Consider the following 23943-nt stretch of genomic DNA (forward strand, 5'->3'; position numbering starts at 1 on the left):
CACAGCGGTGCTATGGACATGCCAGGTCGGTGACGCCTTGACTCGCGGTCGACATCAACGCCGCACCCGGTCGACCCCACGCGACCGGGTGCGCCCGTACGAGGAGACCGATGAGTCGGATACGTCCCGCCCGCGCTTCCCGCCTCGCCACCGCCGGCGCGGCCGCCACCGGCGTCGCCGCCCTCGTGGCCGCCGTGCTCCCCCCGACCGCCGGCGCAGCCGACGCCTCCGGCGCCGCGGACCGGCCGACCCGGGCCGCGGCGATCGAGGAGGCCGGGACCGTGCTCGCGGACCGCGCCGCGGAGCTCGGACTCACCCCGGACCAGCGGACGAAGGTCCGGGACGTCGTCCTCGACGACGACGGCAGCCGCCACGTCCGCTACGACCGCACCTACCACGGACTCCCCGTCCTCGGCGGCGACTTCGTCCTCCACCTGAAGCCCGACGGCACCCACCGGAACACCACCCGGGCGACGACGTCCCCGCTCTCCCTGGCCACCGTCACCCCGAAGGTGGCCGCCCCCGAGGCCGCCGGCCGCGCGGCGAACCTGCTGCGCGCCGCACACCTCGGCGAGACCCTGCGGAAGCTGACCGCCAAGCCCCGCCTGGTCGTCGACGCCCTGCACGGCGCCCCCAGGCTGGCCTGGCAGACCGACGCGGTGGCCCACGACGACCTCGGCAACCCGGTCGGGCGGACCGTGCTGACCGACGCGGCGACCGGCGCCCGGATCGACGCCTGGGACACCCTGGAGTCGGCCTCCGGTGACGGCGCGTCCCTCTACGGCGGCACGGTGCCGCTGGAGACGACGGCGTCCGGCTCCTCGTACCGGCTCTCGGACGCCACACGCGGCGGCACCTACACCGGCGACGCCGCGAACAGGACGGACCGGTGCCTGCTGACGATCTGTCTGACCCGCGCTCCGGCCACGGTGTTCACGGACGCCGACAACCACTGGGGCACCGGAGCGGCGGCCGACCGGGCCACCGTGGCGGTGGACGCCCAGTACGGCACGGACGTCACCTGGGACTACTACGAGCAGGCCCACGGCCGCAGCGGCATCGCCGGCGACGGCAAGGGCTCGTTCAACCGCGTCCACTACGGCAAGGACTACAACAACGCCTTCTGGGACGACACCTGCTTCTGCATGACCTACGGCGACGGCGACGGCAAGCTGATGGGCCCGCTGGTCTCCCTGGACGTGGCCGGGCACGAGATGACCCACGGCGTGACGTCCAAGACGGCCGCGCTGCGGTACTCGGGCGAGTCCGGCGGCCTGAACGAGGCCACCTCGGACATCTTCGGCACCCTGGTGGAGTTTCACGCGGCCAACCCCGAGGACCCGGGCGACTGGCACATCGGCGAGAAGGTCGTCCGCTCCGGCCTCGGCCGCGAGGCCCTGCGCTTCATGGACAGGCCCTCCAAGGACGGCAGGTCGGCGGACTGCTGGAGCCCGAAGCTCGGCGACCTCGACGTGCACCACTCCTCGGGCGTCGGCAACCACTTCGCGTACCTGCTCGCCGAGGGCAGCGGCAGCAAGACCCTCAACGGCGTCGCCCACACCTCCCCGACCTGCGACGGCTCCACGGTGACCGGCATCGGCCGCGCCAAGCTGGGCGCGATCTGGTACCGCGCGCTGACCGTCCACATGACGTCCTCGACCACCTACGCGGACGCCCGCACGGCGACCCTGAGCGCGGCCGAGGACCTCTACGGCGCCGACAGCACCGAGCACAAGGCGGTGGCGGCCGCCTGGAAGGCCGTCGCGGTGGGCTGACCCCTACCGCTCGACGGTCTCCAGCCGCACCGCGCACGCCTTGAACTCCGGCATCCGCGAGGTCGGGTCGAGCGCGGGGTTGGTCAGCGTGTTGGCGCGGCCCTCGCCCGGCCAGTGGAACGGCATGAACACGGTGTCGGGCCGGATGGCGCTCGTGATCCTGGCGGGTGCCACGGCCCGGCCCCGCCGGGACACCACGGCCACCGGATCGCCCTCGGCCGCCCCGAGCCGGGCCGCCAGCCGGGGGTGGATCTCCACGAACGGCCCGGGCGCGGCGGCGTTCAGCTCCGCCACGCGCCGGGTCTGCGCCCCGGACTGGTACTGCGCCACGACCCGCCCGGTGGTCAGCAGCACCGGGTACTCGTCGTCGGGCTCCTCGGCGATCGCCCGGTGCGACACGGGCACGAAGCGGGCCCGGCCGTCAGGCGTGGCGAAGCGGTCGAGGAACAGGCGGGGCGTGCCCGGGTGCGCGGTGGGCGTCTCCCGGGCGGGATCGTCGGGCAGCGGCGCGTCGAGCAGGGCGTCCTCGCCGTCCTCGACCGCTTCCTCCACGGCAGGGCAGGGCCAGAACACCCCGTTCTCCTCGGCCAGCCTGCGGTAGGTGATCCCCGAGTAGTCGGCCGGGCCGCCCGCGCTCGCCCGGCGCAGTTCCTCGAAGACCTCCTCCGGATCCGTCGGGAAGCCCTTCTCCACGCCCAGCCGGGCGGCCAGTTCGTGCAGGACCTCCAGATCGCTGCGGACCCCGTCCGGCGGGGTGATCGCCCGGCGGCGCAGCAGGACCCTGCCCTCCAGGTTGGTCGTGGTGCCGGTCTCCTCGGCCCACTGGGTGACCGGCAGCACGACGTCCGCGAGCGCCGCCGTCTCCGACAGCACGACGTCGCACACCGCCAGGAAGTCCAGCGACCTGATGCGCTCCTCGACGTGGGCGGCACGCGGCGCCGACACCACCGGGTTGGACGCCATCAGCAGCAGCGCCCTGATGTCGGTGCCCAGCGCGTCCAGCAGCTCGTACGCGCTGCGCCCCGGCCCCGGCAGGCTGTCCGGGTCCACGCCCCACACCTCGGCGACGTGCGCCCGGGCCGCCGGGTCGTCGAGCTTGCGGTAGCCCGGCAGCTGGTCGGCCTTCTGCCCGTGCTCGCGGCCGCCCTGCCCGTTGCCCTGCCCGGTCAGGCAGCCGTACCCCGACAGCGGGCGGCCCGCCCGGCCGGTCGCCAGGCACAGGTTGATCCAGGCGCCGACGGTGTCCGTGCCCTTGGACTGCTGCTCGGGACCGCGCGCGGTGAGGACCATCGCCGACTCCGGCGCGCAGAACAGCCGCACGGTCTCCCGGAGTTCGGGAACGGACACCCCCGTGATCCGCTCCACGTACTCCGGCCAGTGGGCCATCGCGGCGGCCCGCGCGTCCTCCCAGCCGGCCGTGCGCTCGGCGACGTACTCCTCGTCCACCCGCCCCTCGGCGATGACGAGGTGCAGCAGGCCCAGGGCGAGCGCCAGGTCGGTGCCCGGGCGGGGCGCCAGGTGCAGGTCGGCCTGTTCGGCGGTCCTGGTGCGCCGCGGGTCGATCACGATCAGCGTGCCGCCGTTCTCCCTCAGCTCGGTGAAGAACCGCAGCGACGGCGGCATGGTCTCCGCGAGGTTCGACCCGACCAGGATCACGCAGCCCGACTTCGGGATGTCCTCCAGCGGGAACGGCAGCCCGCGGTCCAGCCCGAACGCCTTGATGCCGGCGGCCGCCGCCGACGACATGCAGAAGCGGCCGTTGTAGTCGATCTGGGAGGTGCCGAGCACGACCCGCGCGAACTTGCCGAGCGTGTACGCCTTCTCGTTCGTCAGACCGCCCCCGCCGAACACCCCGACGGCGTCCGGCCCGTGCGCCGCCCGCGTCCGGCCCAGCCCGGCGGCGATCCGGTCCAGCGCCTCGTCCCAGGAGGCGGGCACCAGCGTGCCGGCCGCGTCGCGCACCAGCGGCTGGGTCAGGCGCACGTTCCTCGCGAGCACCGCGGGAGCCGTACGGCCCTTGCCGCACAGGGCGCCCCGGTTCACCGGGAAGTCCGCGCGCTCGCTCACCTCGACGGTCCCGTCCGGTGTGGGCGTGAGGTTCATCCCGCACTGCAGGGCGCAGTACGGGCAGTGCGTGGGCGTGGCGGTGTTCTGCATGCCGTCCAGCGTGCTTCGGCCGTGTTACGCCCGGGACGGCCCCCTGTTACGCGGCCGCGACGGGGACCTCCCCTCCGTCGGCCCGCCCCGGTGAGGCACCGGCTACCCGGCCTCGCCCAGCGCCCGCTCCACCCCCGGCTCCCGGGGCCCGAGGAACCGCGGGTCGGGCCGGAACACCGCGTCCAGGGCGGCTTTCCCCGCGGCGAGGATCTCCCGGGCGCCCCCGTAGTACCAGGTCGCGTCGTGCACGGCGTCCACCCCGACCCCGTACGACTCGATCCCCGCCGCCCCGCACAGCGCCACCGCCCGCCGGATGTGGAACCCCTGGCTGATCAGCACCGCCTCGTCCACCCCGAAGATCTTCTTCGCGCGCACGCAGGAGTCCCACGTGTCGAACCCCGCGTAGTCGCTGACGATCCGCCCGTCGGGCACCCCGTGCCGGGTCAGATAGCCGCGCATCGCGTCCGGCTCGTCGTAGTCCTCGCGGCTGTTGTCCCCGGTGACGAGCACCACCTCGACCCGCCCCCGCCGGTACAGCTCCGCCGCCGCGTCCAGCCGGTGCGCGAGATACGGCGAGGGCTCCCCGTCCCACAGCCCGGCCCCGAACACCACGGCGACATCCGTGCGCGGCACCTCGTCCGCCGTCCGCAGCCGGTCGCCGGTCGTGGTGTACATCCAGGCCGACGGGGACAGCGCGAGCACGCACCCGGCCATCACGGCCTGCACGAGCCGCCGCTGCCCCCGGCGGGTGCGCGGCAGTCGCGGTCTGCGCAACGTCACACGACGCATGGACACGCCCCTCCCCGGTTCGGCTCCCGACGTCAGGGACGCCCCGCGGGGCCGTCCGGTTCATCCACCGGCGCGTGAGCAGCTTCACTCCCGCGAGGGAAACCCCAGGTCACGACGCCTCACACACCCCCGGTCCCCGATGGTGAACCGCCGGAAAACACCCGTGACGCCCCGGCAACGGGGAGGCAACGTGGCGCCGCGACCATCGACGCATGCCCAGTCAGCTCGGCCTCGTCCCGCCGCCCGCCACGCGCCGCCCGGCCCCGCCCGCCCTCGTCGTCGTGGCCCACGGCAGCCGCGACCCGCGTGCGCTGAGCACCGTCCGCGCCCTCCTGGACCGCGTCCGTGCCCTGCGCCCCGGAGTGCCCGTGCACCTGGGCCACATCGAGCTCAACGCCCCCCTGCTCCCCGACACCCTCGCCGCCCTGGGAGGGACCGAGGCCGTCCTGGTCCCCCTCCTGCTCAGCCGCGGCTACCACGTGAAGCGGGACATCCCCGAGATGGCGGCGGCCTCCCCGGCCCGCACGCGGGTGGCGGCCCCCCTGGGCCCGCACCCCCTCCTGGTCGACGCCCTCCAGGACCGCCTCACCGAGGCCGGCTGGGGCGCGACTCCGCGCCGCACCAGCGCCGTCGTCCTCGCGGCCGCGGGCTCCCGCGACCCGGACGCGAGGACGGACACCGCCCGCACGGCCCACCTCCTGGCGGCCCGCCTGGGCGTCCCGGTCCTGCCCGCCTACGCCTCGGCGGCGACCCCCACCGTCCAGCAGGCCGTCCGTACCCTCCTCGCCCGGGGCCGCCGCCACATCGCCCTCGCCTCCTACTTCACGGCCCCCGGCCGCTTCGCCACGGAGTGCGCCCAGGCGGCCCCGTGGATCGCGGCGGCCCCCCTCGGCACGCACCCGTCGATGGCCGAGCTCGTCCTGCACCGCTACGACGAGGCCCTGCGGGCGTCGCCCTCGCTGCCGCTACCGGTCTCGGCCTGACACCGGGCGGCGGGTCACGCCCTGAAGGGGCGCGGGGAACTGCGCGACAAGCCACGACACCCCCGCACCCGCCGAACACCCCAACCCGGCAGACGCTGCCACCCCCACCACACCCGTACCCGTACTGTCGACCCATGGCAGGCACCACGACGCACCCCACGGCCTACGACCCGACGTCAGTCGAGCGGTGGGCCCCCGAACCCGACAAGCGGCCCGGCCGCACCGCCTTCCAGCGCGACCGGGCCCGGGTCCTGCACAGCGCCGCCCTGAGACGACTCGCGGGCAAGACCCAGGTGGTGACCCCCGGCACGCTCGGCCCCGCCTGGGACGCCAGCCCCCGCACCCGCCTCACCCACTCCCTGGAATGCGCCCAGGTCGGCCGCGAGCTGGGTGCCGCCCTCGGCTGCGACCCGGACCTCGTCGAGGCCGCCTGCCTCTCCCACGACCTCGGGCACCCGCCCTTCGGCCACAACGGCGAACAGGCCCTCAACGAGTTCGCGGCCGACTGCGGCGGCTTCGAGGGCAACGCCCAGTCCCTCAGGCTCCTCACCCGCATCGAGCCCAAGCGGTTCACCCCGGAGGGCTCCGTCGGCCTCAACCTCACCCGCGCCGCCCTCGACGCCGCGACCAAGTACCCCTGGCCGCGCGGCGCCCACCCCACCGACCCGGGGTCGCGCAAGTTCGGCGTCTACGAGGACGACCGCCCCGTCTTCGACTGGGTCCGCAAGGACGCCCCGGGCACCCGCACCTGCTTCGAGGCGCAGGTCATGGACTGGTCCGACGACGTCGCCTACTCGGTGCACGACGTGGAGGACGGCCTGCACGCCGGGCACATCGACCCCAACTGCCTGCACGCCGACCCCGAACGGCGGGACGTCTTCCAGGTCGCCCTCGGCCGCTACGTGCCCGCCGGCACCGACCCCGCCGAACTCGCCGAGGCCCTCGACCGGCTCCTCGCCCAGGAGTGGTGGCCGCACGGCTACGACGGCACCGCCGTCGCCCAGGCCCGCCTGAAGGACGCCACCAGCCAGCTCATCGGCCGCTTCTGCCTGGCCGCCGAGGCCGCGACCCGCGCCGCCCACGGCACCGGACGGCTCACCCGGTACTCCGCCGAACTGGTCGTCCCGCGCGAGACCCGCATGGAGTGCGCCGTCCTCAAGGCCGTCGCCGACCTCTACGTCATGCAGCGCGCCGAACAGGAGCGGCTCCGCGCCGACCAGCGCGTGGTCGTCGCCGAACTGGCCGAGGCGCTCACCGCCCGCGCCCCCGACGGTCTGGACCCGCAGTTCCGCGCGCTGTTCGACCAGGCGCCCGACGACCGCGCCCGCAAGCGGGCGGTCGTCGACCAGATCGCCTCCCTCACCGACACCTCCGCCCGTTCGCTTCACGCCCGGCTGACGGGGCACGCGTGAGACGGGCGGGAACCGAGGGACACCGGACGCCCGAATGTGACCCTCCGTGGCCTGATCGGGTCACTCCCTCTTCCCGCATCACGCTCCGTGCGGGACGCTCGCAAGTGGCGACACCCTGACGAGGAGGCATCAAGTGGTCGACGCGGATCAGACATTCGTCATCGTCGGAGGCGGACTGGCCGGCGCCAAGGCGGCCGAGACGCTCCGCGCGGAGGGCTTCACCGGGCGGGTGATACTGATCTGCGACGAACGCGACCACCCCTACGAGCGCCCGCCCCTGTCCAAGGGCTACCTCCTGGGCAAGGAGGAACGCGAGAGCGTCTTCGTGCACGAACCGGCCTGGTACGCGGCCCACGACATCGAGCTGCACCTCGGCCAGACGGTCGACGCGATCGACCGCTCGGCGAAGACCGTCCGCTTCGGCGACGACGGCACGGCCGTCCGCTACGACAAGCTGCTCCTGGCGACCGGCGCCGAGCCCCGCCGCCTCGACATCCCCGGCACGGACCTGGCCGGCGTCCACCACCTGCGCCGGCTCGCCCACGCCGAGCGCCTCAAGCACGTGCTGACCAACCTCGGCCGGGACAACGGCCACCTGGTGATCGCCGGCGCCGGCTGGATCGGCCTGGAGGTCGCGGCGGCGGCCCGCGAGTACGGCGCGGAGGTCACCGTGGTCCACAGCGGCCCGACCCCCCTGCACTCGGTCCTCGGCCCCGAGCTCGGCCAGCTCTTCGCCGAGCTGCACCGCGAGCACGGCGTCCGCTTCCACTTCGGCGCCCGGCTCACCGAGATCACCGGCCAGGACGGCATGGTCCTCGCGGCCCGCACCGACGACGGCGAGGAGCACCCGGCGCACGACGTGCTCGCCGCGATCGGCGCGGCTCCCCGCACCCACCTCGCCGAGGCGGCCGGCCTGGAGATCGCCGACCCGGCGCACGGCGGCGGCATCGTCGTCGACGAGCGGCTGCGCACCTCCGACCCGGACATCCACGCGGCCGGCGACGTCGTCTCCTTCCCGCACGCCCTGTTCGACACCCGGCTGCGGGTCGAGCACTGGGCCAACGCCCTCAACGGCGGCCCGGCGGCGGCCCGCGCCATGCTGGGCCACGACGTGACCTACGACCGGGTGCCCTACTTCTTCTCCGACCAGTACGACCTCGGCATGGAGTACTCGGGCTGGGCACCGCCCGGCAGCTACGACCAGGTGGTCATCCGGGGCGACGCGGGCAAGCGCGAGTTCGTCGCCTTCTGGGTGAAGGAGAACCGGGTGCTGGCCGGGATGAACGTGAACGTGTGGAACGTCACCGACACGATCCAGCGCCTGATCCGGGGCAGGGCACGGGTGAACACGGAGCACCTCGCAGACCCCCACATTCCGCTCGAAGACCTCGCACCGTGAGTGTCGGTCCGGCCCCGTAGACTTCACGCGTGGCAGGACGGATCAACGACGAGGACGTGAAGGCGGTACGGGACGCGGTCCCGATCGACGCCGTGGTGTCCGAGTACCTCCAGCTGCGCAACGCGGGCGGCGGCAACCTCAAGGGTCTGTGCCCGTTCCACGACGAGAAGTCGCCCTCCTTCCAGGTCAGCCCCGCCAAGGGCCTGTTCCACTGCTTCGGCTGCCAGGAGGGCGGCGACACCATCACGTTCGTGATGAAGATCGACCACCTCACGTTCTCGGAGGCGGTCGAGCGCCTGGCCGGCCAGGCGGGCATCACCCTGCGCTACGAGGAGGGCGGGTACAACCCCTCCCACCAGCGCGGCGAGCGGATCCGCCTGGTCGAGGCCCACAAGATCGCCGCGGAGTGGTACGCGGAACAGCTCGCGACCAGTCCCGAGGCCGACACCGGCCGGCAGTTCCTCGCCGAGCGCGGCTTCGACCAGGCCGCCGCCCACCACTTCTCCGTCGGCTACAGCCCCCAGGGCTGGGACCACCTCACGCGCTACCTGCGCGGCAAGGGCTTCACCGACAAGGAGCTGCTGCTCTCCGGTCTCTCCCAGGAGGGCCGCCGCGGCCCCATCGACCGGTTCCGCGGCCGGCTGATGTGGCCCATCCGCGACATCGGCGGCGATGTCGTCGGCTTCGGCGCCCGCAAGCTCTACGAGGCGGACAACGGCCCCAAGTACCTCAACACGCCGGACACGGCGATCTACAAGAAGTCCCAGGTGCTCTACGGCATCGACCTCGCCAAGAAGGACATCGCCAAGGCCTCCCGCGCGGTCGTCGTCGAGGGCTACACCGACGTCATGGCCTGCCACCTCGCCGGAGTCACCACCGCCATCGCCACCTGCGGCACCGCCTTCGGCGGCGACCACATCAAGATCCTGCGCCGCCTGCTGATGGACAACGGCTCGGCCCGCGTCATCTTCACCTTCGACGGCGACGCCGCCGGCCAGAAGGCCGCCCTGCGCGCCTTCGAGGACGACCAGAAGTTCGCCGCCGAGACGTACATCGCCATCGCCCCCGACGGCATGGACCCCTGCGACCTGCGCCTGGCCAAGGGCGACGAGGCCGTCGCCGACCTGGTCGAACCCCGCACCCCGCTCTTCGAGTTCGCCCTGCGCCAGATCGTCGGCCGCTACGACCTCGACACCCCGGCCGGCCGCGCCGCCGCCCTCGACGAGGCCGCCCCGATCGTCGCCCGCATCAAGAACAGCGGCGCCCAGCACGAGGTCGCCGTGCAGCTCGCCGGCATGCTCGGCATCCTCGACACCCAGTTCGTGGTCAAGCGCGTGGCCCAGCTGGCCCGCTGGGCCCGCGAACGCGGCGGCAAGGGCCCCGCCCCGGACCGGCACGCACCCCGGCAGCACCCGTCCGCCGAGCCGTCCGCCACCCCCCGGGGCCCGGCCCTCAACCTCCGCAACCCCGTCTACGCCACCGAACGCGAACTGCTCAAGCTCGCCCTGCAGCGCCCCGAGCTGGTCTCCCCGGCCTTCGACGCGTACGGCGTCGACGAGTTCACGGCCCCGCCCTACGCCGCCGTACGCCAGGCCATCCTGGACGCGGGCGGCGCCGAAGCGGGTCTCGCGGACCCCCAGGACTATCTGGTCCGGGTCCGGGAGGCCGCCCCGGACGACGCGGTCCGCGCGATGGTGACCGAGCTGGCCGTCGAGGCGATCATGCTGCACAAGGGCGTGAAGGGCGTCGACGAGAACTACGCCGGCGCCCAGCTGGTCACGGTCCGCCGCCGGGCCGTGGAGCGCCGCATCCGTGACATCACCGGCCAGCTCACCCGCCTGGGCACCCACGGCGACCCGGCCCGGCTGGCCGCCGTCCAGAACGAGCTGTGGGTGCTCCAGCAGTACGACCAGGCCCTGCGCGAGCACGGCGCCGCGGCGCTCTGACGCCGGTCAGGCCCCCTCGAAGGCGGGCCTCACCGCCCGCACCAGCCGCTCGGCGAACTCCCGCTCGTCGTCCCGGAAGCGCGGGTACTCGGTGACGAAGTGGTTCCACTCGACGTACCCGACCGCCTCCACCACGTGCTCCAGCAGGATCTCCTCCTGACAGGCGTAGGGCCACTCGCCCGACAGCCGGAACACCTCGTGCAGCAGCTCGCGGCGCAGCGGGTGCCGCTCGGCCAGCAGGACCGCGTCGTACAGGTCCTTGCCCTGGGCGTGCACGTCGTTGATCAGCCACATCAGCTTCCACGCCAGCGACAGCTGCGGCGTCGCCGCCTGGACCACCGCACCGCCCGCCAGCTCCACCGGCTCGGGCTCCTCGGGCAGCCGCTCGTTGAAGACGAAGTCCAGCTGGACGTGACCGCCCGGCAGTCCGGCCGCGCCCCAGGGCAGCACCATGCGCCGGCCCGGCACGCGGTCGTAGGTCCAGATGTCCTCGACGACCGCGCCCCGCGCCGAGACGCCGACCTCCCGGCCGTGCGCGACGGCCCGTCCCTGCGCCGCCTCGGCGATCCCGGTCAGCATCCGGTCGGTACGGCCGTCCTCCATCCGCCAGGTGTGCGGCACCACGACGAAGTCCAGGTCACCGGGCTCGCGCGCGGCCTCACCGAACCAGGCCGACATCAGCACACTGCCCCGCAGCACCAGCGCGTCGACCCACGGCGAGTCCGCGATCGCGGCGAGGACCAGATCCAGGGCCCGTCGTCGGGCCGCCCGCCACACCTCGCCCCGCTCCGGGTCCCGGAAGCGCGGGTCGGTGGCCCGGTAGGCGTTCTGGTACTGCTTCAGGGCCGGGTCGAAGACGGGGAGCTGCACCACGTCGTCCCCCGGCACCGGCCGCAGCGTCCTCGGCAGGTGATTGGCCCTGCGGGTGGCCTCGTCCGGCGGCACCCGCGGGACCTCGGTGCTGCGCCAGTCGAACCCCTCCCACGACGTCCCGGTCATCTGCCCGCCCCCACCGGCTCCTGGAGCCATCCGTCGTCCACCGTCACATCGCTGTCGTGCAGCACGAACTCCCGCTCCACGCCCAGCACGTCGAAGCCGTCGAGCTCGGCCAGCAGCCGCTCCAGCGCGCGGCCCGCGCCCTCGGCGTCCACCGCCCGGCAGCGCTGCGTCACGAACCGCTCGTGCCGTGCGCCCCGCACCCGCCGGGCGTTCCACGACAGATGGGCGCCGTGCGGTACCACCCGGGCCGCGAGCGCCCCCAGGTCCGTGTCCGCGGGCAGCAGCAGCTTCACGTGGTGCTCGAAGTACCGCCCGTCGGCGCAGGGTTCGCGCGGCACCTCCGGTGCCCGCGGCGAGGACTCGATCTTCACGCGCACCGGGTCGAAACCGTCCTCCCGCAGCCGCGCCGCCACCTGGCGCACCCGCGCCGCCTCGTCGGCGTACGTCGCCGAACCGGACAGCGTGAGCATCGGCTGGTCCCGCATCCGGCCCCTGGCCAGCACGATGTGCGTGAGCTTGAACCCGCCCGCGGCCGCCCAGCGGCGCAGCCGCGCGGACTCGGCCGGGCCGGAGCAGCGGACCGTCACATGCGATTCGTACAGGAAAGCGGACATCGGCCGATCGTCGCAGACCAGGGGCGGGTGAGGCATCCGGGTTTCCACGAGGCGCGAGCGCGCGGTCACGGACCGGAGGCAAAAAGTCACCGCACGCCCCTCGTGGCGACGATGTGTCTTACCCCACACTGGGTTCCGGTGCCTGAGTCCTCGGAGCGCGGCCGGTCCGTCACCGACGGGTCCCAGATCCCCGCGGTTCCGCTCATCGCGTACGGGACGGAAAGCGGCGAGGCCGTCGACTCCGCCCCCGAAGTACCGCTGCCGCACCCCCTGGCAGCGATCATCCTGGAGGTCGCCCCCGTGCAGACCCAGACCCTCACCCAGACCGACGTCCGCGGTGCCCTCGGCGCCGCCGGCGCAGCGCCGGAAGCGGAGGCCGGCGCATTGCCCGCGGTCCCGGCGCAGAGCCGCGTCGGGCACCACCCGGAGTCGGAGGCGGAGCCGGAGGAGCCGCCCGCCGAGGCCATCGGGACGGCCGAGGTCCCCGAGGCCGTCGAACCGCCCCCGGCCCGCGCCGACACGGGCAGCGGCCCCTCCTCGGACCTGTTCCGCCAGTACCTGCGGGAGATCGGCCGCATCCCCCTGCTGACCGCGGCCGAGGAGGTCGAACTCGCCCGCCGCGTCGAGGCCGGGCTGTTCGCCGAGGAGAAGCTGAGCACCACCCCCGACCTGGACAGCCGGCTGGCCCTGGATCTGGACCGGCTCGTCGTCATGGGACGGATGGCCAAGCGCCGCCTCATCGAGGCCAATCTGCGCCTGGTCGTCTCCGTCGCCAAGCGGTACGTCGGCCGCGGCCTGACCATGCTCGACCTCGTCCAGGAGGGCAACCTCGGACTCATCCGCGCCGTCGAGAAGTTCGACTACGCCCGCGGCTACAAGTTCTCCACGTACGCGACCTGGTGGATCCGCCAGGCCATGTCCCGCGCCCTGGCCGACCAGGCCCGCACGATACGGGTGCCGGTGCACGTCGTGGAGCTCATCAACCGTGTCGTCCGCGTCCAGCGCCGCATGCTCCAGGAGCGCGGCTACGAGCCGACGGCCGAGGAGGTCGCGGCCCACCTGGACCTGCCGCCCGAGCGGGTCGGCGAGGTGCTGCGCCTCGCCCAGGAGCCGGTGTCGCTGCACGCGCCCGTGGGCGAGGAGGACGACGTCGCCCTCGGCGACCTCATCGAGGACGGCGACGCGGCCTCCCCGGTGGAGTCGGCCGCGTTCCTGCTGCTCAGGGAGCATCTGGAGGCCGTCCTGTCGACCCTGGGGGAGCGGGAGCGGAAGGTGGTCCAGCTCCGCTACGGGCTCGCGGACGGCCGCCCGCGCACCCTGGAGGAGATCGGCAGGATCTTCGGCGTGACCAGGGAGCGGATACGGCAGATCGAGTCCAAGACCTTGAACAAGCTGCGGGACCACGCCTTCGCGGACCAGCTGCGGGGCTATCTGGACTGACGCCGCCTCCCCGCGCCCCGTCGGGGGCGCGGGGAACTGCGCGACCGGCCCCCACCGGCCCGCAGCCGCCCCGCGACCCCCCTCGGCACCGCAGGACGCGACTCAGTCCACCTCCGCAACCGCCTGCGCGAACTGCGCCTGGTACAGCCGCGCATAAGCCCCACCGGACGTCAGCAACTCCTCGTGCGCGCCCTGCTCCACGATCGCCCCGTTCTCCATGACGAGGATCGTGTCCGCGTCGCGGATCGTGGAGAGCCGGTGCGCGATGACGAACGAGGTCCGCCCGTGGGCGAGTTTGGCCATGGCCTTCTGGATGAGCACCTCCGTGCGCGTGTCGACCGAGCTCGTCGCCTCGTCCAGCACCAGGATCACCGGGTCGGACAGGAACGCCCGGGCGATGGTGATGAGCTGCTTCTCGCCCGCGCTGACGCCCGTGCCCTCGTCGTCGATCACCGTGTCGTACCCGTCCGGCAGGGTCCGGACGAACCGGTCGGCGTGTGCGGCCCGGGCCGCCTCCTCGATCTCCCCGCGGGTCACCTTCCGGGACGCCCCGTATGCGATGTTCTCCGCGATCGTGCCGCCGAACAGCCAGGTGTCCTGAAGCACCATGCCGATGCCGGCCCGCAGCTCGTCCCGCGACATCCGCGCGATGTCGACGCCGTCGAGGGTGATGCGCCCGCCGGTGACGTCGTAGAACCGCATGAGCAGGTTCACCAGGGTCGTCTTGCCGGCGCCGGTCGGGCCGACGATGGCCACGGTCTGCCCGGGTTCGACCTTCAGCGACAGGTCCTCGATGAGCGGCTTGTCGGGGTCGTAGCGGAACGACACGTGCTCCAGTGCCACCTGCCCGCGCAGTTCCTCGGGCCGCACCCCCGGCACCGGATCGGCGCCCTGCTCCGGCGCGTCCAGCAGCTCGAAGACCCGCTCGGCGGAGGCGACACCCGACTGCACCAGGTTCGCCATGGACGCCACCTGCGTCAGCGGCATGGAGAACTGCCGCGAGTACTGGATGAACGCCTGCACGTCACCGATGGACAGCGAGCCCGAGGCGACCCGCAGTCCGCCGACGACCGCGACGAGCACGTAGTTGAGGTTCGACACGAACATCATCAGCGGCTGCATGACCCCGCTGTTGAACTGCGCCTTGAACCCGGCCTCGTACAGCGCCTCGTTCTGCTCGGCGAACTGCTTCGCCGACTCCTCCTGCCGCCCGAACACCTTCACCAGGGTGTGCCCGGTGTACATCTCCTCGATGTGGGCGTTGAGCGTGCCCGTGGAGCGCCACTGCTGCACGAAGTGCGGCTGCGACCGCTTGCCCACGCGCGTGGCCACCACGAACGACAGCGGCACGGTGACCAGCGCGACCAGTGCGAGGATCCAGGAGACGTAGAACATCATGGCGAGCACGCCGATGATCGTCAGCACCGAGTTGATGAGCTGGCCCATCGACTGCTGCAGCGTCTGCCCGATGTTGTCGATGTCGTTCGTCGCCCTCGACAGCACCTCACCGCGCTGCCGCTTGTCGAAGTAGGACAGCGGCAGCCGTGACAGTTTCGTCTGCACGTCCTCGCGCATCCGGAACATCGTCCGGTTCACGGCCCGGTTCACCAGCCGCGTCGCCACGGCCATCAGCAGCCCGGCCACCGTGAACACGCCCAGCGCGAGCAGCAGCACATGCCCGACGGCCGTGAAGTCGATGCCCTCGCCGGGGGTGAAGTCGGTGCTGCGCAGCATGTCGGCGACGTCCCCGTCCCCGCGCTCGCGCATCCCCTCCAGGACCTGCTCCTTGCTCGCCCCCTCGGGCATGCCCCGCCCGACGATGCCCGCGAAGACCAGGTCGGTGGCCTTGCCGAGGATCTTCGGCCCGACGACGTTGAGCCCGACGCTGAGCACCACGCACAGCAGCAGCACACCGATGGTCACGCGCTCCGGGCGGAACTGCGCGAGGAGCCGTTTGCCCGATCCCTTGAAGTCCAGCGAGCGCTGGTCGGGGCCGCCCCCGGCCATCATCCGCCCCATGGGCCCCGCCATCAGGCCGCCTCCGCTTCCGTGAGCTGGGAGAGCACGATCTCCCGGTAGGTCTCGTTGTCCGCCATCAGCTCCCGGTGCCGGCCGGTGCCGACCACCCGCCCCTCGTCGAGGACGACGATCCGGTCGGCGTCGCGGATGGTCGCCACCCGCTGGGCGACGATCACCACGGTCGCCTCGGCGGTCTCCCGCGCGAGCGCGGCCCGCAGCGCCGCGTCGGTGGCGTAGTCGAGCGCGGAGAAGGAGTCGTCGAACAGGTAGATCTCCGGGCGCTGCACCAGCGTCCGGGCGATCGCGAGCCGCTGCCGCTGCCCGCCGGAGACATTGGTCCCGCCCTGCGCGATGGGGGAGTCGAGCCCGCCCTCCAGCCGCTCCACGAAGTCCTTGGCCTGCGCCACCTCCAGCGCGTGCCACAGCTCCTCGTCGGTGGCGTCCGGATTGCCGTAGCGCAGGTTGGTCGCCACGGTGCCCGCGAACAGGTACGGCTTCTGCGGCACCAGCCCGACGGTCCTCGCGAGCAGCTTCGGCTCGATCTCCGCCACCTCGACCCCGTCGACGAGGACCTGTCCCTCGGTCGCGTCGAACAGCCGCGGCACCAGCCCCAGCAGGGTCGACTTGCCACTGCCGGTCGAGCCGATGACGGCGGTCGTCTCACCCGGCCGGGCCACGAGGTCCACGGCCCGCAGCACCGGCTCCTCGGCACCCGGATAGCGGAAGCCCGCCCCGCGGATCTCCAGATGCCCGTGCCGGCGCAGCTCCCGCACCGGCGCCGACGGCGGCACGACGCTGGAGGAGGTGTCCAGCACCTCCTGGATGCGCTCGGCACACACCTCCGCGCGCGGCACCATCATGAACATGAAGGTGGCCATCATCACGGACATCACGATCTGCATCAGATAGGCCAGGAACGCGGTCAGATCGCCGATCTGCATCCCGCCGCTGTCGATGCGGTGCGCGCCGAACCACACCACGGCGATCGACGACAGGTTCACCACCGTCATCACGATCGGGAACATCAGCGCCAGCAGGTTGCCCGTGCCCAGCGCGACGTCGGTGAGATCGGTGTTGGCCTTGCGGAAGCGCCGCTGCTCGTACTCGTCGCGCACGAACGCCCGGATCACCCGGTTGCCGGTGATCTGCTCACGCAGCACCCGGTTCACCGTGTCCAGACGGTCCTGCATCGACCGGAACAGCGGCCGCAGCCGCCGCACGATCAGCGTCACGCAGATGCCCAGCACCGGCACGACCGCCACCAGCACGCCCGACAGCGGCACGTCCAGGCCCAGCGCCAGCACGATGCCGCCGACGCACATGATGGGCGCCGACACCATCAGCGTGAACGTCATCAGCGCCAGCATCTGCACCTGCTGGACGTCGTTGGTCGTCCGCGTGATCAGCGACGGCGCGCCGAAGTGACCCACCTCACGCGCGGAGAACGACTGCACCCGGTCGAACACGGCCGCGCGCACGTCCCGCCCGAGCGCCGACGCCGTACGGGCGCCGTAGTGGACGGCACCGATGTTGCACACGACCTGGACCAGCGAGATGCCGATCATCAGGGCGCCGTAGCCCATGATGTAGCCGGTGTCGCCGTTCACCACGCCCTGGTCGATGATGTCGGCGTTCAGCGTGGGCAGGTAGAGCGTGGCGCAGGTCTGCAGGAACTGCAGCAGCACCAGCAGGGTGATGGGTCTCTTGTAGGGCCTGAGGTAGGTCCGCAGAAGTCGTATGAGCACGCTGCTTCTCTCGGGGGTGGTCGACGGGGCGGTTGGTTGCCCCTGGCCCCTATCGTCGGACACTCCACCCGCGTTACCTCAACCGAATTAACCCAACAGGCGGTCAAGCCCTCAGAAGGCCCCGGGGTGCGTCTGCTCCCTGACCGACACGAACTGCTGGCGCACCGCCTGCCCCACGGCCAGTTCCTCCCCGGGCTCCAGCACCTGCGCGACCGCGCCCTGCCACAGCGGCGGCATCCGCGTGTCGAGCGTGCCCTGCGACACCCCGAGCGCCCAGGCCGCCTGCCGGGCGGCGCCGACCGCCGCGTAGTCCGCGGGCTGCGGCACCACGACCTGCGTGCCGAACAGCATGGGCGCCGCGGCTTGCACGGCGGGCAGTTCGGCGGCCGGACCCAGCAGGAACACCCGCCGCACCTCCACACCCCGGCCGCGCAGCACGTCCAGCGCGTCCGCGAGCCCGCACAGCATGCCCTCGAACGCGGCCCGCGCCAGGTGTTCCGCCTTCATCGACTCGCGCCTGAGGCCCGCCAGGGTCCCGGCGGTGTGCGGCAGGTTCGGCGTCCGCTCACCCTCCAGATAGGGCAGCAGCACCAGCCCGTGCGCCCCGGGGGTGGACTTCATGGCCAGGTCGGACAGGCTCTCCAGATCGGGCAGCCCCAGCAGCTCCGCGGTCCCGCGCAGCGTCCGTACGGCGTTCAGCGTGGTGACCACGGGCAGGTGCATGCCGGTCGCGTCGGCCAGCGCGGTGATCATCCCCGAGCCGTCGACGAGCGCCTCGGGGTGCACGGCCATCACGGACCCGGACGCCCCCAGCGACACGACCGCGTCCCCGAGGCCGATACCCAGACCGAAGGCCGCCGCCATGGTCTCGCCGGTGCCCACGGAGATCAGCAGCCCCTCCGGCGTGGTCCCCGCCGCGTCCGCCGGGCCGATCACCTCCGGCAGCATCACCTGGTGGCCCAGCGCCAGCTCGACCAGGTCCGGCCGGTAGGCGCCGGTCGCCGCCGACCAGTACCCGGTACCGGACGCCCCGCCCCGGTCGGTCGTTCTCCTGACCGGCCGGCCCAGCAACTGCCACACCAGCCAGTCGTGCGCCTGCAGCAGGATCGCCGTGCGCTGCGCGTTCTCCGGCTCGGTCCGCGCCAGCCAGCGCAGCTTCGTCACCGGCTGCGCGGCCTGCGGGACACAGCCCACGGCCTGCGCCCAGGCCTCGCGCCCCCCGAGCGCGTCGACCAGATCGGCGGCGGCGACCTGGGTGCGCTTGTCGCCGCCGACCATCGCCGGGCGCACGGTGTTGCCCTGGGCGTCGAGCGGCACGACCGCGTTCTGCTGCGCCGAGACGCCGATCGCCTGCACGCCCTCCAGCAGCCCGCCGCCCGCGGCCTCGCCCAGGGACAGCAGCCAGGCCTGCGGGTCGACGTCGGACGGCCGGCCGCCGTCGGGGCTCTCCACCGGATGCGGCGCGTATCCCTGCCGGAGCACGGCTCCGGTGTCCGCGTCACAGACGACGATGCGAGTGAAATCGGGTGAACTGTCCAACCCGGCGACTATCCCCATGGCCAAAATTCTGCCGTACGGCCGCGCCGGGCCGGGCCACGGGCGCCGCAGGGGTCAGTGCCGGGTGGTGACTGCGGGTCTCGTCGTGGCTGGTCGCGCACTTCCCCGCGCCCCTGAGGGCGGCACCACACCGGCATCGAAGAGACCCGCTCAGGTGTTGCTCGTGCCCCAGTCGTCCTGGCCGCCGTTGTGGGTGGCGCGCTCCTTGAGGTGGCGGACCCGGTCGGCGACCGAGTCCGGGACGCGGTCGCCGACCTTGTCGCTGACCACGTGGTACGCCTTGCCCGCGAACTCGCGCCCCTGCTGGGCCGCAGTCTCCGCGGTGTTGCGGACGGCGGGGTTCTGCGCGAACTGCCGGGCGGACTTCTTGAGCTGTTCGTAGCGCTCGCGTCCGGCCCTCGTGCCCAGCACGTAACCCAGCACGACTCCGGCGACGAACGTGAGCCGGTAACGCATGGCTGCCACCCTTCCCTTGCGTGAGTCTCCGGTGCGGCGTCGGCGCCGGGGAGTACCGATTGGCGGAGCACCCCCCTGCTTGCGCTAATGTATGTGTCGCAGCGAGCGCGCGCCCCCTGGCGAATACCCAGGTAGGTACGTTCGATGCAACGAGACCTTCCTCGGTAGCTCAATTGGCAGAGCAGCCGGCTGTTAACCGGCAGGTTACTGGTTCGAGTCCAGTCCGGGGAGCTCGGTCCTCCGTAGCTCAATTGGCAGAGCAGCCGGCTGTTAACCGGCAGGTTACTGGTTCGAGTCCAGTCGGGGGAGCACGGTGAACGAGGACCCCTCAGGGGTCCTTTTTCATGTCCGGTGGAACCGTCCGGCCCGGGGCGGAGTCATCAAGGTCACGAACGCCGTGGCCGAGCCGACCATCCGAAGCAGGAGATCGTATGAGCGGCTATGCTGCGGCAGACGGCGCGCACACATGTACGCGACACGCCGCTATGGGGCGGTAGCTCAGCCGGTTAGAGCAGCGGACTCATAATCCGTCGGCCGTGGGTTCGAGTCCCACCCGCCCCACTGCGCGCCTCTCGCGCAGAACCGTTTCCATCCGTCCCCCTCCGTTTCCCTCCGTCTTCGTCGCTTGTGCGCGAGCAGCGAAGGGGGCGCGGGAGCCGCCGGGGGCGCCCGCAGGCGCGGTTCGTCTTCTCCCGGCGGCCCGGGGTGCCGCTCAGGCGGTGGTGCTCCCGGTGATGCGGCGGGTCAGGTCGTCGGCGCTCAGGCTGCCCGGCTCCGTGCCCCGCCGTGCGCTCTCCCGGGCGGCGGCCTGGAGGGCCGCGTTCACCGGGGTCGGTACGCCGTGTTCGCGGCCCAGCAGCACGATCTCCCCGTTGAGGTAGTCCGTCTCGATCGAACCCGCGCCCCGTGCCAGGCTCTGCCAGGTCGAGCTGCGCGTGGGCTCGCCGGGGAGCGGCTGGACGTCGACCGTGCCGCCGCGCAGCTCGGTGATCTCCGCCCCGCTCGCGTACGCGATGCCCGCGGCGTCCAGGACGGCGGTGCCCTCCGCCTTCGCCCGGGCGGTCAGCTCCTTGGCGGCGGCGTCCGAGGCGGAGCCGCAGACGGCCTCGACGGCGTTGGCGAGGTTGCCCAGGAGCTTGCCGTACTTCCAGCGCATCACGTCCGTCACCACCGGCGCCAGGAAGCAGGACTTCTCCAGGTCGTCGGCGATCCGCCGGGCGGTGTCGTCCGGCCCCGTCCCGTAGCGGCCGAGGACCAGGGCGCCGGTGTACGGGCCGCAGGGCGCCACGACCTCACCCGGCGTCAGATGACTGCTGGGCAGGATGACGCACACGCCGTACACCTCGCGGAAGCGGCGCAGGGCCAGGCGCTCGTTCTCCACGCCGTTCTGCGCGCACACCACGGGCAGGCGCTCGCCCGCCGTGCCGCCGCCCGCCACCGGCCGTGCCGCCCAGGCGTCCAGGGCGGCCACGCTGTCCTGGGTCTTGACCGCGAGGACGAGCACGTCGTCCTCGCGCAGGTCGACGTCCTCGGGCCCGGCCGCCACGGGTACGTCGAGGGTGAGCGTGCCCGTGGGGACCGTGAGCCGCAGCCCCCGCTCGCGCAGCGCCCCGACCTGCGCGCCGCGGGCGACCAGGACGACGGACCGGCCGCTCTCGTGCAGCCGTCCCCCGATCGAACCGCCGACCGCTCCCGACCCGATGATGATGTACCGCATTGCGCTCCTGGCTCCCCGCTGGTCCGATCCGCTGTCAGTCGAGGGGCGCGTGATCCTCCCGGTCGTGGTGCCCGGTCCACCGCACCCCCGCGGCGTACCACCGGGCGAGCTCCTGCGCCCGGCGCTCGACCTCGTCGTCGTCGGCCCCGGTCAGGACGTAACCCGCCACGTACACACCGGACTTCTGACCACCTCGGTACGCCGTGCCCACCGTACCCCGCAGGCGTTCCTCCACCACGAAGGGCGGGGGGTCCGCGGGCAGGGCGGCGAGCGTGGCCCGTTCGGGATAGAAGACGACCCAGCCCGCGCCGTGGCCCGGCGCGACACCGTGCGTCCCGGTCCCGGCCGGCTGCTCGGGGGCGACCTGGGCGCTGAACCACTGCCGGTCGAGGTCGAAGCCGGAGGCGGCGCGGATGGCGGGGGCGGTCAGCGCGCCCCCGGTGCGGCTGCCGATCTCGCACAGCACCAGACGGTCGTCGGGGGTGTGGAAGACCTCCAGGTGGAACGTGGTGCACTCGGGCGTGGGCAGCGCGGCGAGGACCCGGCGCGCGTAGTCGATCAGCCGGTCCGTCAGCGGGTGGTCCCGGGTGAGCTGCGCCGAGCCCAGGTAGGTGCCCTCGCGGAAGGACAGGCAGTCGTTGAGGTAGCGCGAGGCGAAGGCGGCCACCGGGGTGCCCGCCACGACCAAGCCGTCCACCACGTACATGGGCCCCTCGACGAACCGCTCCACCTGGGCGTGCTCCGGCAGGCCCGCGGCGAGGAGCCGGGCCAGGTCCGCGGGGCCGCGCAGCACCTGGGTGCCGGTGGAACCGGAACCGAAGGCCGGTTTCACCACCACCGGATAATCGTGCTCACGGATGAAGTGGAAGAGATCGAACGCGACGCGTATCGGGGCGAATTCCGGGACTTCCAGTCCGCTGCGGCGCACCAGGGTCTTCATACGGACCTTGTCGCGGAACGCGAGCGCGCCGGCGAAATCCTGACCCGGTACCGCGAGCAGTTCCCGCAGTCGTGCGGCGCGCAGCAGATCGCCCTCCATCCGGGCGAGTACGGCGGCCGGCGGGACGCGCGCGGCGAGGTCGAGGGCGGCCCGCTCCGCCTCGCCGCCCCGGTGGTAGCCGGCCACGGACACGGCGCCCGGGATGTGCCGGTACTGCGGAAACCTGGCCGCGGAGACCAGCAGGTGCGGCCGTACGCCCGTGTCGGCGGCCCACTTGTCGTACGGGGTGTCCGCGTAGTCGCTGTCCACGAAGGCCAGAACGTTCCGTTCCGCTCCTGCCGTCACCAGCACCTCCCAGGGCTTGTGAAAGCACGCGTCGGGCCGCGTGCGGCACCAAGGCTAGAAGTGTGGGACGGAATCCGGCCGGTACTGGCGAATACCTCGCTTTAGAGCGGAAAAATCGTTCTGCTCGCGGTGGTCAAAAGAAGCAGAAGGAGCTTTCCGAGGTAAAGCCACAGTGCACGCAGAACCGTGTCCGGGCCCCGGACGCTCATCTAATGTCCGTGTCGGTCCCGAGAACCCGCCTGCAAGGACACGGAGATCTGTCATGGGCGTGACACGCCGTACGCTCCGTCTGGGAGCCTTCCTGCTGACCCCCGGTTACCACGTGGCCTCCTGGCGGCACCCCACGGCCCGGGCGGACGGCGGCCTGGACTTCGCCCACTACCGCGAACTGCTGCACACCGCCGAGCGCGGCAGGTTCGACATGTTCTTCGTCGCCGACGGAGTGGGCATCCGCACCCCCTACCGCGACGCCGACGAGCTGAGCCGCTGGGGCCGCTTCCTCCAGTTCGACCCGCTGACGCTGCTGTCCGCCCTCGCCGTGCACACCACGCACATCGGCCTCGCGGCGACGGCGTCGACCACGTACAACGAACCGTTCCACATCGCCCGCAAGTTCGCCTCGATCGACCATCTCAGCGCCGGCCGGGCGGCCTGGAACATCGTCACCTCGGTGACGGACGCCGAGGCGCGCAACTTCAACCGCGACGCCCAGCCCGACCACGCCGCGCGCTACCACCGCGCCCGGGAGTTCATGGAGGTCGTCACCGGCCTCTGGGACAGCTGGGACGACGACGCGTTCGGCTACGACAAGGAGTCCGGGCGCTACTTCGAGCCCGGCGGGATGCACGTCCTGGACCACAAGGGCGAGCACTTCTCGGTGCGCGGGCCGCTCAACGTGGCCCGCCCGCCCCAGGGTTACCCCGTCCTCATCCAGGCGGGCGCCTCCGCGGACGGCCAGGACTTCGCCGCCCGCTGGGCCGAGGTGGTCTTCACCGCCGCCCAGACCGTGGACGAGGCCCGCACGTTCTACCGCGGCATCAAACGGCAGGCCGCCGCCTACGGACGCGACCCGGGCCGGATGAAGGTGATGCCCGGCCTCTTCCCGGTGGTCGGCCGCACCCGCGCCGAGGCCGAGGACAAGTACGCCGTGCTCCAGGAACTGGTCGACCCGGTCGTCGGGCTGGGACTGCTCACCCAGCTCCTCGGCGACGTCGACATCTCGGGCTGCCCGCTGGACGGGCCGCTGCCCGAACTGCCGACCACCCAGGGCAGCACCAGCCGGCAGCAGCTCGTCTACGACAAGGCGCGCCGCGAGGGCCTGACGATCAAGGAGCTGTACCGGTCGCTGACCGGCGGCCGCGGGCACCGCATCGTCATCGGCACCCCCGAGGACGTCGCCGACCTCATGGAGGAGTGGTTCACCGGCGAGGCGGCCGACGGCTTCAACGTCATGCCGCCCGTACTGCCGCAGGGCCTGGACGACTTCGTCGACCTCGTGGTGCCCGAGCTGCAGCGCAGGGGCCTGTTCCGCACCGAGTACGAGAGCACCACCCTGCGCGGCAACCTCGGCCTCGAACGGCCCGCCCGCGGCGCCGCCGCCGAACTCCCGCTCAGCACCGGCCCGGTACAAGTCCAGGAGTGAGCACACCT

The 23943-nt window shown here is 72.7% G+C and carries 17 protein-coding genes and 3 tRNA genes; 10 read left to right on the forward strand and 10 right to left on the reverse strand.

The window, feature by feature from the left end; all coding sequences use genetic code 11:
• Positions 1-110: 110 nt before the first annotated feature.
• On the forward strand, positions 111-1775 hold the full coding sequence (locus tag ACIGAQ_RS11985; protein WP_399781707.1) for a M4 family metallopeptidase: 1665 nt from the start codon (positions 111-113) through the stop codon (positions 1773-1775).
• A gap of 3 nt (positions 1776-1778) precedes the next feature.
• Here ACIGAQ_RS11985 and ACIGAQ_RS11990 read toward each other — a convergent pair whose 3' ends face one another.
• Both ACIGAQ_RS11990 and ACIGAQ_RS11995 read right to left on the reverse strand, forming a co-directional pair.
• The gene (locus ACIGAQ_RS11990) at positions 1779-3932 is read right to left on the reverse strand and encodes a molybdopterin oxidoreductase family protein (RefSeq protein WP_399781710.1); all 2154 of its coding nucleotides are present in this window, start codon (positions 3930-3932) and stop codon (positions 1779-1781) included.
• A 102-nt stretch (positions 3933-4034) separates the two neighbouring features.
• Entirely contained in the window at positions 4035-4721 is a 687-nt protein-coding gene (locus tag ACIGAQ_RS11995; protein ID WP_311685234.1) for an ElyC/SanA/YdcF family protein, read from the reverse strand.
• Between the two features lie 212 nt (positions 4722-4933).
• Between ACIGAQ_RS11995 and ACIGAQ_RS12000 the strand changes: the two genes are divergently transcribed.
• From ACIGAQ_RS12000 to dnaG, 4 genes are all read left to right on the forward strand, one after another.
• Positions 4934-5704: a sirohydrochlorin chelatase gene (locus ACIGAQ_RS12000; protein ID WP_399781714.1), complete on the forward strand. Its 771-nt coding sequence runs from the start codon at positions 4934-4936 to the stop codon at positions 5702-5704.
• A 134-nt stretch (positions 5705-5838) separates the two neighbouring features.
• Positions 5839-7116, forward strand: coding sequence for a deoxyguanosinetriphosphate triphosphohydrolase (locus tag ACIGAQ_RS12005; protein WP_399781717.1), 1278 nt, complete (start codon positions 5839-5841; stop codon positions 7114-7116).
• Positions 7117-7249: 133 nt separating this feature from the next.
• On the forward strand, positions 7250-8515 hold the full coding sequence (locus ACIGAQ_RS12010) for an FAD-dependent oxidoreductase (RefSeq protein ID WP_311685228.1): 1266 nt from the start codon (positions 7250-7252) through the stop codon (positions 8513-8515).
• A gap of 29 nt (positions 8516-8544) precedes the next feature.
• Entirely contained in the window at positions 8545-10461 is a 1917-nt protein-coding gene (gene dnaG / locus ACIGAQ_RS12015; RefSeq protein WP_311685226.1) for a DNA primase, read from the forward strand.
• Positions 10462-10467: 6 nt separating this feature from the next.
• Here dnaG and ACIGAQ_RS12020 read toward each other — a convergent pair whose 3' ends face one another.
• Together ACIGAQ_RS12020 and ACIGAQ_RS12025 are read right to left on the reverse strand one after the other, a co-directional pair.
• Positions 10468-11460 (reverse strand): nucleotidyl transferase AbiEii/AbiGii toxin family protein, encoded by a 993-nt coding sequence (locus tag ACIGAQ_RS12020; protein ID WP_399781721.1) that lies wholly within the window; start codon positions 11458-11460, stop codon positions 10468-10470.
• Complete coding sequence (locus ACIGAQ_RS12025; RefSeq protein WP_311685221.1) at positions 11457-12074, reverse strand: hypothetical protein; 618 nt, start codon at positions 12072-12074, stop codon at positions 11457-11459. The genes ACIGAQ_RS12020 and ACIGAQ_RS12025 overlap by 4 nt, the downstream gene beginning before the upstream one ends.
• Positions 12075-12212: 138 nt before the next feature.
• On the opposite strand from ACIGAQ_RS12025, the gene ACIGAQ_RS12030 reads away from it, so the two are divergent.
• Positions 12213-13514: an RNA polymerase sigma factor gene (locus tag ACIGAQ_RS12030; RefSeq protein WP_311685219.1), complete on the forward strand. Its 1302-nt coding sequence runs from the start codon at positions 12213-12215 to the stop codon at positions 13512-13514.
• A 102-nt stretch (positions 13515-13616) separates the two neighbouring features.
• On the opposite strand, the gene ACIGAQ_RS12035 is transcribed toward ACIGAQ_RS12030, so the two are convergent.
• From ACIGAQ_RS12035 to ACIGAQ_RS12050, 4 genes are all read right to left on the reverse strand, one after another.
• Entirely contained in the window at positions 13617-15545 is a 1929-nt protein-coding gene (locus tag ACIGAQ_RS12035; protein ID WP_399781725.1) for an ABC transporter ATP-binding protein, read from the reverse strand.
• Entirely contained in the window at positions 15545-17278 is a 1734-nt protein-coding gene (locus ACIGAQ_RS12040) for an ABC transporter ATP-binding protein (RefSeq protein WP_311685215.1), read from the reverse strand. The genes ACIGAQ_RS12035 and ACIGAQ_RS12040 overlap by 1 nt, the downstream gene beginning before the upstream one ends.
• Before the next feature lie 111 nt (positions 17279-17389).
• Complete coding sequence (locus ACIGAQ_RS12045; protein ID WP_311685213.1) at positions 17390-18835, reverse strand: FGGY family carbohydrate kinase; 1446 nt, start codon at positions 18833-18835, stop codon at positions 17390-17392.
• Between the two features lie 150 nt (positions 18836-18985).
• On the reverse strand, positions 18986-19291 hold the full coding sequence (locus ACIGAQ_RS12050) for a YtxH domain-containing protein (protein ID WP_311685211.1): 306 nt from the start codon (positions 19289-19291) through the stop codon (positions 18986-18988).
• Between the two features lie 158 nt (positions 19292-19449).
• Between ACIGAQ_RS12050 and ACIGAQ_RS12055 the strand changes: the two genes are divergently transcribed.
• From ACIGAQ_RS12055 to ACIGAQ_RS12065, 3 genes are all read left to right on the forward strand, one after another.
• Positions 19450-19522 (forward strand) — tRNA-Asn (locus ACIGAQ_RS12055).
• Positions 19523-19527: 5 nt separating this feature from the next.
• Positions 19528-19600: transfer RNA gene (locus ACIGAQ_RS12060), tRNA-Asn, on the forward strand.
• 178 nt (positions 19601-19778) lie between these two features.
• Positions 19779-19852 (forward strand) — tRNA-Ile (locus tag ACIGAQ_RS12065).
• Positions 19853-20003: 151 nt separating this feature from the next.
• Here ACIGAQ_RS12065 and ACIGAQ_RS12070 read toward each other — a convergent pair.
• Together ACIGAQ_RS12070 and ACIGAQ_RS12075 are read right to left on the reverse strand one after the other, a co-directional pair.
• Entirely contained in the window at positions 20004-21008 is a 1005-nt protein-coding gene (locus ACIGAQ_RS12070) for a ketopantoate reductase family protein (protein ID WP_399781730.1), read from the reverse strand.
• Between the two features lie 34 nt (positions 21009-21042).
• Entirely contained in the window at positions 21043-22293 is a 1251-nt protein-coding gene (locus tag ACIGAQ_RS12075) for an acetyl-CoA carboxylase biotin carboxylase subunit family protein (RefSeq protein WP_399781733.1), read from the reverse strand.
• A 262-nt stretch (positions 22294-22555) separates the two neighbouring features.
• Between ACIGAQ_RS12075 and ACIGAQ_RS12080 the strand changes: the two genes are divergently transcribed.
• Positions 22556-23935, forward strand: a complete 1380-nt coding sequence (locus ACIGAQ_RS12080; RefSeq protein ID WP_399781736.1) for an LLM class flavin-dependent oxidoreductase — start codon at positions 22556-22558, stop codon at positions 23933-23935.
• Positions 23936-23943: the final 8 nt, after the last annotated feature.

Origin of the sequence: Streptomyces sp. NPDC085932, from assembly GCF_044540525.1 — a bacterium.
In the GTDB taxonomy this organism is placed as follows: Bacteria; Actinomycetota; Actinomycetes; order Streptomycetales; family Streptomycetaceae; genus Streptomyces; species Streptomyces levis.